Source organism: Candidatus Albibeggiatoa sp. nov. BB20, from assembly GCA_016744725.1.
Classification (GTDB): Bacteria; Pseudomonadota; Gammaproteobacteria; order Beggiatoales; family Beggiatoaceae; genus Albibeggiatoa.
Window position 1 is genome coordinate 19,855 of sequence record JADGDW010000036.1, and the last position, 10,883, is coordinate 30,737.

10 protein-coding genes and 1 tRNA gene are annotated in these 10,883 nt (G+C 37.8%); 4 read left to right on the plus strand and 7 right to left on the minus strand.

The window, feature by feature from the left end; translation table 11 throughout:
- The first annotated feature begins 211 nt into the window (after nucleotides 1-211).
- Nucleotides 212-2,845, plus strand: coding sequence for an ATP-binding protein (locus ABXH34_RS06135; RefSeq protein ID WP_353570986.1), 2,634 nt, complete (start codon nucleotides 212-214; stop codon nucleotides 2,843-2,845).
- Between the two features lie 5 nt (nucleotides 2,846-2,850).
- Here ABXH34_RS06135 and ABXH34_RS06140 read toward each other — a convergent pair whose 3' ends face one another.
- Both ABXH34_RS06140 and ABXH34_RS06145 read right to left on the minus strand, forming a co-directional pair.
- The gene (locus ABXH34_RS06140; protein WP_353570987.1) at nucleotides 2,851-3,333 is read right to left on the minus strand and encodes a hydrogenase maturation protease; all 483 of its coding nucleotides are present in this window, start codon (nucleotides 3,331-3,333) and stop codon (nucleotides 2,851-2,853) included.
- 93 nt (nucleotides 3,334-3,426) lie between these two features.
- Entirely contained in the window at nucleotides 3,427-3,663 is a 237-nt protein-coding gene (locus tag ABXH34_RS06145; RefSeq protein ID WP_353570988.1) for a hypothetical protein, read from the minus strand.
- 491 nt (nucleotides 3,664-4,154) lie between these two features.
- On the opposite strand from ABXH34_RS06145, the gene ABXH34_RS06150 reads away from it, so the two are divergent.
- Nucleotides 4,155-4,730 (plus strand): YqeG family HAD IIIA-type phosphatase, encoded by a 576-nt coding sequence (locus ABXH34_RS06150; protein WP_353570989.1) that lies wholly within the window; start codon nucleotides 4,155-4,157, stop codon nucleotides 4,728-4,730.
- On the opposite strand, the gene ABXH34_RS06155 is transcribed toward ABXH34_RS06150, so the two are convergent.
- The 5 genes from ABXH34_RS06155 to ABXH34_RS06175 all read right to left on the minus strand — a co-directional run bounded on the left by ABXH34_RS06155 (nucleotide 4,710) and on the right by ABXH34_RS06175 (nucleotide 7,306).
- A complete protein-coding gene (locus ABXH34_RS06155) occupies nucleotides 4,710-5,387 on the minus strand; it encodes a DUF6901 family protein (RefSeq protein ID WP_353570990.1) in 678 nt (225 codons plus the stop codon). The genes ABXH34_RS06150 and ABXH34_RS06155 overlap by 21 nt on opposite strands.
- A 229-nt stretch (nucleotides 5,388-5,616) precedes the next feature.
- Nucleotides 5,617-5,703, minus strand: a tRNA-Leu gene (locus ABXH34_RS06160).
- A gap of 149 nt (nucleotides 5,704-5,852) precedes the next feature.
- On the minus strand, nucleotides 5,853-6,701 hold the full coding sequence (locus tag ABXH34_RS06165; RefSeq protein ID WP_353570991.1) for a hypothetical protein: 849 nt from the start codon (nucleotides 6,699-6,701) through the stop codon (nucleotides 5,853-5,855).
- A gap of 97 nt (nucleotides 6,702-6,798) precedes the next feature.
- Nucleotides 6,799-6,927, minus strand: coding sequence for a hypothetical protein (locus tag ABXH34_RS06170; RefSeq protein ID WP_353570992.1), 129 nt, complete (start codon nucleotides 6,925-6,927; stop codon nucleotides 6,799-6,801).
- Nucleotides 6,908-7,306 carry a hypothetical protein gene (locus tag ABXH34_RS06175; RefSeq protein ID WP_353570993.1) on the minus strand — a complete coding sequence of 133 codons (399 nt, stop codon included), beginning with the start codon at nucleotides 7,304-7,306 and terminating at the stop codon, nucleotides 6,908-6,910. The genes ABXH34_RS06170 and ABXH34_RS06175 overlap by 20 nt, the downstream gene beginning before the upstream one ends.
- 432 nt (nucleotides 7,307-7,738) lie before the next feature.
- Here ABXH34_RS06175 and glyA point away from each other — a divergent pair, with 432 nt between their 5' ends.
- Both glyA and leuC read left to right on the plus strand, forming a co-directional pair.
- Nucleotides 7,739-8,992 carry a serine hydroxymethyltransferase gene (gene glyA / locus ABXH34_RS06180; RefSeq protein WP_353570994.1) on the plus strand — a complete coding sequence of 418 codons (1,254 nt, stop codon included), beginning with the start codon at nucleotides 7,739-7,741 and terminating at the stop codon, nucleotides 8,990-8,992.
- Between the two features lie 171 nt (nucleotides 8,993-9,163).
- On the plus strand, nucleotides 9,164-10,585 hold the full coding sequence (gene leuC, locus ABXH34_RS06185) for a 3-isopropylmalate dehydratase large subunit (protein WP_353570995.1): 1,422 nt from the start codon (nucleotides 9,164-9,166) through the stop codon (nucleotides 10,583-10,585).
- Nucleotides 10,586-10,883: the final 298 nt, after the last annotated feature.

Here is a 10,883-nt window from a genome sequence, read left to right on the forward strand (position 1 = left end):
AGAATTTTTAAATTGGTATTATTGTTGAATAGTTATCAAGGCCTTTTTAAGGTAGGGCACTTCATAATAAAATACATTACTCAACTGACTACATCCGTTTAAACTTTAATTGCTAAGAGTTTAGAAATTAAATGGTGTAAAATAGGATGCCATGCTGTATTTACAAATAAACCTTTATACTGGCCAACTGCCTAAATAGATTGTAGTTATAATGACAATAGATAATGATTCAGGCGTTTATGAAGATGATGATATTTTCTTTGCTGAAGAAACAAGTGAAGATAATATCGCGGTATTTTCTGGGCAAACATGGAAAATGTTAGTCATTGATGACGAAGAAGAAGTGCATTCTATTACCCAATTTTCACTGGGTGATTATCTGTTCCAAGCACATCAACTGCATATTCTTAATGCCTACTCTGCAGTTGAAGCTAAGGATATTATCTCTCAGCATGATGACATTGCTTTAATTTTACTCGATGTTGTGATGGAAACCGATGATGCAGGGTTGCAACTGGTCAAATATATTCGCGAGGAGCTACAAAATAATTTAGTCAGAATTGTGCTACGAACTGGGCAGCCCGGTCAAGCACCTGAAAAAGAAGTGATTATAAAATATGATATTAATGACTATAAACATAAGACCGAACTCACTGATGATAAGCTATTCACTTTAGTCACTACCAGTTTGCGTAATTATATTGATTTAACCACCATAGAATCCTACCGTTTAAATTTAGAACAAAAAGTCCAAGAACGTACTCAAGAACTCGCTGATAAAAATCAAGAACTATTAGAACTCAATCAAGCCTTGCGTCATCTTAATCAAGAAAAAAATGAATTTCTCCATATTGCTACCCATGATTTAAAAAATCCCTTATTTGCTATTCAAAGCCTTGCCAATTTAATTGCTACCAATAGTTCAGAATTGAAAGTCGAACGTATTATTGACTTTGGGCGCACGATTGAAAATAGTGCAGGTGAAATGTTCAGTTTAATTCAGCAGTTGATGGATGTGAATGCTATTGAATCTGGAGAAATGCGGTTTAATTTAGAAGTATTTAATTTAATAGAAAACTTACAAAATACAATCAATGCTTATCGAGAACAAGCAAACCTAAAAAAATTATCCTTACAAATAGAACTACCACAACAATATGATGAATATAATATATTTGCAGATAAACATGCTTTAAATGAAATTGTTGGGAATTTGGTGTCAAATGCAATTAAATACTCGTTTTCTGGAAAAAAAATAGCCCTTATTGTCTTTAAACAAGATCAACATGTTTGTATTGAAATTAAAGATCAAGGGCTGGGCTTAAGCGCACAAGATCAAACTTACTTATTTAAAAAATTTAGCTGTTTAACTCCGCGTCCTACAGCAAATGAAAGCTCTAGCGGTTTAGGCTTATTTATTGTTAAAAATTTAACTTTGGCAATGAAAGGTAATGTTTGGTGTGAAAGTGAATTAGAAAAAGGAAGCCGCTTCTTTGTGAAATTCCCATTGGCTAATCACATGCCAAAAGATGCTGTAAAAGAACTGTATATCACATCGCCGATAAATCGAGCAGAATTGCTACAGCGCTCATTCCAATTTCTACGGGAAACTGAAAGTCGTTTAGTACAATTTTTAGATGCAATGCCAGTGGGGGTGACTGTTGTCGACCATGCAGGCAAGCTGTACTACGTTAATCAAAAAGCCCAAGATTTACTGGGTAAAGGCATTGTACCAAACACAACGTATGAGAATTTTTCTGAAATTTATCAGCTTTATCATGCGGGTTCAGAGAAATTATATTGTGCATCACATTTGCCGATTACCCAAGCATTAGAGGGTACAAGCTCCAGTGTTGATGATGTGGAAATTCATCATGGTGGTGAAACCATTCCTCTCGAAGTGTGGGCAACCCCGATTTACACTGAAAAAAAACAAATTTCTTTTGCAATTGCGGTCTTTCAAGATATTACCAAGCGCAAAAAATCCGAAATTGAGCGTGAAAAATTTACATCAGAATTAGTGCAATTAAAAAAATCCTATGAGCGTTTTGTGCCACGAGAATTTCTCAACTTACTTGATAAGCAGCACATGATTGATGTGCAATTAGGCGATCAGATTGAAAAAGAAATGACGGTGATGTTTTCTGATATTCGTGGTTTTACTACGTTGTCTGAAGATATGGAACCACAGGAAATCTTTGATTTTATCAATAATTATTTAGGGCAAATGGAGCCTATTATTTTAAAGCATCACGGTTTTATCGATAAATATATTGGTGATGCGATTATGGCTTTATTCCCAACCACGGTGGATGATGCGGTACGTGGTTCTATTTCAATGCTGCAAACTTTAAATCAATACAATAATTTGCTGCAACGTGCAGGTTATCCCTCAATTAAAATTGGCATAGGTTTGAATACGGGACCCTTGATTTTAGGTACTGTGGGTGGGCAGAATCGTATGGATGGTACGGTTATCTCTGATGCAGTGAATACTGCTGCCCGAATTGAAAATTTAACCAAATTATACGGTGCACCATTATTGATTACAGCACAGTCTTATATGAAGTTGAAAAATATTATGGAATACCACATTCGAGTAATTGATAGCGTCAAAGTAAAAGGCAAATCCAATACTGTGGTGGTCTACGAAGTATTTGATGCTGATGAACCCGCCGTGATAGAGTTGAAATTACAAACGTTACGAGATTTTGAGCAAGGTTTTATGTGTTATCACAATGGACATATTGCCAAAGCCCTCACATTTTTTGAAAAAGTGAACTCAATCAACCCAACTGACCGTGCCACCTTAGTGTATTTAGAACGCTGTTCAGAAAAATCCTGACAATATTATGTATTTTGGCCAATACTCTCAGAGTTAAATTCATCCAAACACTGTTGAATATAGTTGAGCAATTGCGGCATGGATTTAGAAACTGTAGGACTCAAAGTCGCATGCAAAGCCAAAGATTCTGGCTCAACAACAATTCCACATACTATCCACCGATTTGGCGATTGTCCTAAATTCTCAGCCAATTGCAACAACGTCATTAAACTTATTCCATGGCTTGATACGCTGGTTGCAGGTAAAAGTGATAATTGCGACCACGAACAAACCTGACCTATGGGTAAATCTGCATGAATCGCATCCACTAAAATAGCGAACTCGGCTTGTTTTAAATGGGAAAGCAAATCTGTGGTAGGCGTTTCACAACGTATAAAGTTGACAGATTGATTGGAGCAGGCGTTTTTCCCCATCACTTCTATCACTTTCCAACCCAGTTGATCATCACCATATGGTGAACCAATGCCAATAACACAGGTCATACTCATAGATTATCCAAGTTAAAACCGATAGCTTTTGAGTGCATCCCCACTCTAAAAATATAACACCCAAAAACTACGATGAATCAACTTTAATCAAAATTAGCTAGCTTGCAAAAAGCCTTCTAATCTCGTTTGTAAATAAGTTTGACTTTTTCTCAAATTGGTCAGGTACGCGGTAGCATGATCCGAGGAATTTGCCACACGATCTACTTCACCGTTGACTTTGTCAAACTGATTATACAAACCTGCAAACTGAGGATTGGAAACACACAACTGCAAAATTTTATCACTATATTGTGATAGTTCTTCAGGTAGACTATGCAGTGGTTGAAACATAATGTAGTACTCCCTTGGTCTTTGGTAACACGACACCTTGATTTTAATTATTATTGATAAGGCTGTATAAATAATTCTAGCAGTAAATATAAAAATGGATAGTGTTTAGCCTTAAATAGCTGCCTTATTATCATTTTTTCTACAATAGTTTGGGCAGTTTTGATGATTCAGTAGAATACAATATGGATAATTTATGTTTGGATTTAATGTACAGATGTAGCTATTCTACTTTGCATGTCTTAATATCAAAAGATAGCAGAGTGTGTTTTAGCTTTATTTGATGGGTTTAAGTTTTTCTGCTTAGCCAACATGAAATGTGTAAGCTGAGCGATTGAAATGATTTGTATTTTCTAAAATACTGTCAGAAATATTAATATTTACGATCAATATTGTGCGATTTTGTTGGCGGTAACTCATTAAAGCGGGGTCTTAACTACCTAATATTTATATTTTCAGCTAAAATGAAACCAGACACTTTAAATAGAAACAATATGATAAAACGCATTATTTATACTATATCCATGCTGCGAACCTATCGCCATGCAATATCCGATGTTTTCCAAGCGACACCAGCTCATTATCAAACGATACAAATTAATCCTCAACAATTAAAGCAATTGGGAGTGAGTATATTGGTATTGGATTTTGATGGTGTACTTGCGCCACATGGAGATTTACAACCATTACAAGAGTTACAAAAATGGCTAGAACAGTGTGTGCAAATATTTGGGGAAAATAATATTTTTATTCTGTCCAATAAACCAATGCCGCAACGTATTGCTTATTTTAAACAAAGCTATGCAGGAATTCGATTTATTGTTGCAGTGAAGAAAAAGCCTTACCCTGATGGACTAGAGCAAATTATAACGCTGACAGGCAAACCATCCACTGACATTATGCTCGTAGATGATCGCCTTCTGACAGGAGTGCTAGCCGCGTGTATCGCTAACGTGCAGATCACGTATATTACGTATCCTTACACCTCAATCAAACAACGTCCAATTGCAGAGTTGTTTTTCATGAGTTTACGCGGCTTAGAGCGTAGCTTATTCAGAATTATCAAATAAGTGCTGAATTTCCTTCAAATGCCGATCTAAAGATAGAGATAACATTGAAGAAATGGTGAACAGCGTTGCTAACACATTTAAGTTAGAATCTGCCTCACATGCAGCTCGAATTCGCTCTAAAAAGTGATAATTCAAAGTTTGCATTTCTTTGAAATATTCTCTTAACCCTTCGAATTCAAAATCAAATTCACCTGATTTCTTATATACAAAATACTGCTGTAATAAATAAGAAGAGGTAATTCTAAACACCGTTTCATCCAGTGAAGCAAAAGGCAAATGATAATAGGCCATGCCACGCATCGGAGACAAAACAGGACAGGCACTACTTGCCATTACGAAACCAATTAAGGCCCGCAAACCAGTTTGTGCATCTGTACGCTTAAAATACTCACGTTCAGGGGTTTTGACTGAAATATCGACTTCTTTACATGAAAGAATTTCGGCAAAACCTAATAAAATCTCATGCGCGTCTATCGCAACGGGACAATGAGAATACTCTTCTGTTTTTAATGGACAATTGGGGCATTGATGAAAATCTAATTCCGTCCAGTCTGGGTACTGCGCTTTATCTAATATCTTATCACGCGGTCTATCGAATTCGACTCGATAGTGCAGTCCCTTTCCATCATCCATGGTAAAGGTATATTCAATAAACATAGTATATTCTGACCCATTATCTCAATGATGTTATTAGGACAGGGAGGCCTAGTATAACTGAATGTGGCTCACAGGCAGGCTTCGCATTGTAGAGCAACTAGTAACGTTTATACTTTATCACATTTTGTTTGGTTTTTTTATGGAAAATTTGCTTTTATGCCAATTTTTCATTTTCCAGCGGAAGCTCAATAAATAATTAGCAACTGAAGGAGTGCAATTCAGGAAGGTTTGGTGCCGAGAGTCGGACTCGAACCGACACGATGTTGCCATCGCCAGATTTTGAGTCTGGTGCGTCTACCAATTTCGCCACCTCGGCCTAAAATCTAAAAAAACGATTATACCAAAATGATTTTAAATGTGAAGTAAAAATTATACTTTTCTCATATTTTCTACAAAAATTAAGAGACTGTCACCTGAAAAAACAAATATTCCCATTTAGACAGTCCCACTATTTCTAAAAATGGCTTAGCTGGCTTCAGTTTTCACTTCAACCGTCTCAGTTACTGTTGGCGTATCAACTTCAACATTGCTTGTAGTGGGCGTATCTGCTTCGATCTCAACTGCTTCAGTGACAGGCGACGTTGTATCCGCTTCAACAAGCGTTGTATCTGGAACATCCGCTGGCACATCTCCTGCCATTTCAACTTGCTGTGCAAATAGCATGGCTTCCCGTTCATCACACCATTCTTTGGCATATTCACAATCCGTCCACTGTTTAAAGTAAGGACCACCAATAGTGTAATGGACTAATGAGGCATCTGAACGCGGTTCATCATAACCTACTAAATGATTCCATTTGGATGGGATTTCACCAATAAGCTCATCATTTTCCAGCCATTTAAATTGATGTAATTCCAAACCACTTGCCGTATTCACATAATCCTGCGTCAAAGCCTTACAACGTGCATTGTTAAATAACATCACACTAGACCAATTTTTTTTCTCATACTTGGTTTGGGTTGCATTGAGAAATTTAATTTCTTCTTTAGGCACATGATGATGCTTAACAACTTGGATCGCATAATGGTTATTACGCAAATTCCATAAATTAGCAATGTCATCCAATACCAACATGTCGCAGTCCATAAAAATAGACCAGCCTTCATAATCAGATAGATAGGGGGTTAAAAAACGAGAAAATGAAAATTCGGTTGATTGTAATGGATTACGCTCACGGGTTATCAAACCACCCAAATTCTTTAAATTCAATGGAATAATAGAAACAGGCATTGTTGAACGAGCTAAAATACTATGAGCTAAAGTATGAAAAGCAACAGTTTCTAGCGGGTCAAACCCAATAAATATTCTAATCATGAGTTTTCCTTAAAAGTCGGTCTATGTTGTCAACAATTCTAAGTCAGATAGGGATAATTATCTATACCATAGGGCTTTTAATTACGGAAAGTTTGCATTACTCCATACCTTCTTTCACACCTTCAAGTACATCCAAAATAACCGAACCGCCAACAAGGTCTAATTTATCCAACTCACTTAATTTATGTAAAATTTGTTGTCCTAACTCAAAATCCAAACGACGCATACGAATAAATCCCAACGCCTTTTAGAGTATACATATAAATAGATTCTGCTAAATTAGGGTCTTGCCAATTTGCAGAGTCCTCTGTCAGTTGAGTCCAGTCTGGATTAAAACCGCCAACTTGAGCACACATTTGTAATGCCTGCTGTGCGACTTGTTCTGCTTCTTCAAGACGTGCTTGATAAAAATAAAATTTATACAATGCAATATAAACTTCCAACTGCTGCGGCTTCAATTGTTGTGCTTTCCAAAGTAATTGTTCTGCTACTTCAATATTGTCGTAATTCTTCGCAGCTTGCTGTAAATACGCATTAATGTGCTCTGGGATATTTTGTCCAAATTGAATATTATCTTCTGCAAAAAGTTGCGTAATATTTGCCATATTAGCGTGTTCCTAAACATGATTTGCACACTTTCAGTTCACAGTATAACTTATAGAATATTCCACTTTGAATTGTTATAAATCCCAACTAACGCGAACACCAAATAATATGAAATTCATCTTGTTTCCATAAGCCTTTTTTCACACCTGCTAGAAAATCCACATCATTATGATAAAAAAGCATTTTGCAACAAATAATTAACATGCTAATGACAATATTTATGAGGGAATAAAATCCACCACAAGTAATGTGCCGTCACATTAAAAAATGACAATGAGCTATGGCTTACGAGTTGGATTGAATTGATAAATAGATATATCCACATCTAACTTGCTGAATTTGGTAGACTTGAAAAATACAAGCAAACGGTGAGTTCTGCGTCTAATAATGATATGATAGCCGTTTTCAATTCCAACGGACAGCTTCTATCTATGTTCCAGAAAAGCCTAACCATTGCAGATTTTGACCCAGAATTAGCCCAAGCCATTCAAAACGAAGAACAGCGTCAAGAAGAGCATTTAGAACTGATTGCTTCAGAAAATTATACTAGCCCACGAGTGTTAGAAGCTCAAGGCTCTGTTTTAACTAATAAATATGCGGAAGGCTATCCTAGCAAGCGTTATTATGGCGGTTGTGAGTACGTTGATATTGCAGAAAAATTAGCAATTGAACGTGCAAAAGAATTATTCGGTGCAGATTACGCCAACGTGCAACCGCATTCAGGTTCACAAGCCAATGCTGCGGTTTATCTCGCGCTATTAGAACCACATGACACGGTACTGGGTATGAGCTTGGCTGATGGTGGTCATTTGACCCACGGTGCAAAAGTCAATTTCTCAGGTAAGATTTTCAACGCGATTCAATACGGTTTAGATAAAGAAACGGGTGAAATCGACTATGAGCAAATGGAACAGCTTGCTTTAGAACATAAACCTAAAATGATTATCGGTGGTTTTAGTGCTTATTCGCGTGTGGTGGATTGGAAGCGGATGCGTGAGATTTCAGATAAAGTCGGCGCGTATTTAATGACTGATATTGCCCACGTTGCAGGTTTAGTGGTTGCAGGCGAATATCCTAATCCAATCGAATATGCTGATGTGGTTACGACAACAACGCACAAAACACTCAGAGGTCCTCGCGGTGGTTTGATTTTGGCAAAAGCTAACCCGAAAATCACTAAGAAATTAAACTCTTTAGTGTTCCCTGGTACGCAAGGTGGTCCATTAATGCACGTGATCGCGGGTAAAGCCGTGGCATTTAAAGAAGCGATGCAGCCTGAGTTTAAAGTGTATCAAAAACAAGTGGTTGAAAACGCACGAATGATGGCAAAAACCATGATTGAACGTGGTTATGATATCGTCTCTGGCGGTACAGATAATCATTTGTTCTTATTGGATTTAGTCAGTAAAAACATGACAGGTAAAGTGGCTGATGCCGCGTTAGGCAATTCCAATATTACAGTGAATAAAAATGCTGTGCCGAATGACCCACAATCGCCTTTTGTCACCAGTGGGATTCGGATTGGTACGCCTGCGATGACCACCCGTGGTTTAGGTACTGAAGAAATGATACAAGTTGCGAATTGGATTTGCGATGTTTTAGATGATGTGGAAAATGTAGCGGTACAAGAACGTGTCAAAGCCGAAGTGCTTGCATTGTGCAAACGTTTCCCTGTTTACAAGTAATTTATACATTATCAAAATGGTTCAGAATCAACTGTTTTGAGATATAGGAGTGCAACTCTTGTTTTGCCTATGCAGAATAAATTGTACTCCTCACGAATTTTTTTATCCTTGTCACTTAATTGCTTATTAGTAATTGTGTGTGATAATTGTTCACTGTTAATTGGTAAAGATATGGCTGGAAAAACTTTATACGACAAATTATGGGATGCACACGTCGTCAGAATCGACGAAAACGGTGCAGCATTACTTTATATTGATCGTCAATTAATCCACGAGGTTACTTCTCCACAAGCATTTGAAGGACTTCGCTTAACAAACCGTCAACCTTGGCGTTTGGCTGCAAACATCGCTGTTCCTGACCACAATGTCCCAACCACAAAAGATGATCGTATGGGTGGTGTGGAAGCAATTGAAGACCCTGTTTCACGTTTACAAGTCTCGACATTAGACAAAAACTGTGAAGAATTTGGCATCACCGAATTTACGATTAATGATATTCGTCAAGGTGTTGTGCATGTCATGGGTCCTGAACAAGGTGCGATTTTACCGGGTATGACCGTGGTGTGTGGTGATTCGCATACAGCAACACATGGTGCATTTGGCGCGTTGGCATTTGGTATCGGTACATCAGAAGTTGAACACGCTTTAGCAACACAATGCTTGAATCAGCGTAAATCTAAAAATATGTTGATTAAAGTCGACGGCGAATTAGGCAAAGGCGTGACTGCGAAAGACATCGTGTTAGCCATCATTGGCATCATTGGTACGGCTGGCGGTACAGGTTATGCGGTTGAATTTGCAGGCACTGCGATTGAGTCTTTAAGCATGGAAGGTCGCATGACGGTCTGTAACATGGCGATTGAAGGCGGAGCGCGTGCAGGTATCGTGGCTGTTGATGACAAAACCATTGAGTATGTCAAAGGTCGTCCTTATTCCCCCAATGCGGAAAATTGGGATAAAGCAGTTGCTTATTGGAACACATTGCACACTGATAATGATGCGGAATTTGATGCAGTGATTGAGTTGAATGCAGCGGATATTCGTCCTCAAGTCACTTGGGGTACATCGCCTGAAATGGTGGTTTCAATTGATGCAAAAGTGCCTAATCCTCAAGCTGAATCTGATGCAACTAAAGCCACAGGTATGCAACGCGCATTAGAATACATGGGTTTAGATGCTGATACGGATATTCAAAATATTCAATTGGATAAAGTATTTATCGGTTCTTGCACCAATTCTCGGATTGAAGATTTACGGGCAGCGGCGGCAATTGCTAAAGGCAAAAAAGTAGCAAGCAGCATCAAACTTGCTTTAGTCGTACCAGGTTCTGGTTTAGTTAAAGAACAAGCTGAAAAAGAAGGTTTAGATAAAGTCTTTACTGAAGCGGGTTTTGAATGGCGCGAACCAGGTTGTTCCATGTGTTTAGCAATGAACGCTGATCGTTTAGAACCTCAAGAACGTTGTGCTTCAACGTCTAACCGTAACTTTGAAGGTCGTCAAGGTCAAGGTGGTCGTACACATTTAGTGAGTCCTGCAATGGCAGCGGCAGCAGCAATCGAAGGTCATTTTGTTGATATAAGTAGTTGGGTTTAATCTCTAAAGTCCTTCCTGTCAAGTACTCGTTCCTACAAATCTAACTGGTGGGAGCGAGGCAATTAACAAGATAATCTTATGCCTAGAATTATAAAACTTGAAAGGCAAATTTGGCCTATCAGATCGACTTTTTTCGGAAAGAAATTAGAGCAATTAGAAAAAATAGATTTGAATTCTGTTGGTTTCCAGCTAAACGAAAAACAATAAGTCATTGGTTTGGGATTATATAACTTTGAATTAACAGATGTTCTTCCAGAAACTTAAAATTTCCAACATCTGCAAGTATTAAACTTAAACC

Coding starts and splice junctions, on each gene's coding strand:
- ABXH34_RS06135 (WP_353570986.1), top strand. CDS start 212: ATGACAATAGATAATGATTCAGGCGTTTATGAAGATGATGATATTTTC.
- ABXH34_RS06140 (WP_353570987.1), bottom strand. CDS start 3,333: ATGAGTATGACCTGTGTTATTGGCATTGGTTCACCATATGGTGATGAT.
- ABXH34_RS06145 (WP_353570988.1), bottom strand. CDS start 3,663: ATGTTTCAACCACTGCATAGTCTACCTGAAGAACTATCACAATATAGT.
- ABXH34_RS06150 (WP_353570989.1), top strand. CDS start 4,155: ATGATAAAACGCATTATTTATACTATATCCATGCTGCGAACCTATCGC.
- ABXH34_RS06155 (WP_353570990.1), bottom strand. CDS start 5,387: ATGTTTATTGAATATACCTTTACCATGGATGATGGAAAGGGACTGCAC.
- ABXH34_RS06165 (WP_353570991.1), bottom strand. CDS start 6,701: ATGATTAGAATATTTATTGGGTTTGACCCGCTAGAAACTGTTGCTTTT.
- ABXH34_RS06170 (WP_353570992.1), bottom strand. CDS start 6,927: ATGCGTCGTTTGGATTTTGAGTTAGGACAACAAATTTTACATAAATTA.
- ABXH34_RS06175 (WP_353570993.1), bottom strand. CDS start 7,306: ATGGCAAATATTACGCAACTTTTTGCAGAAGATAATATTCAATTTGGA.
- glyA (WP_353570994.1), top strand. CDS start 7,739: ATGTTCCAGAAAAGCCTAACCATTGCAGATTTTGACCCAGAATTAGCC.
- leuC (WP_353570995.1), top strand. CDS start 9,164: ATGGCTGGAAAAACTTTATACGACAAATTATGGGATGCACACGTCGTC.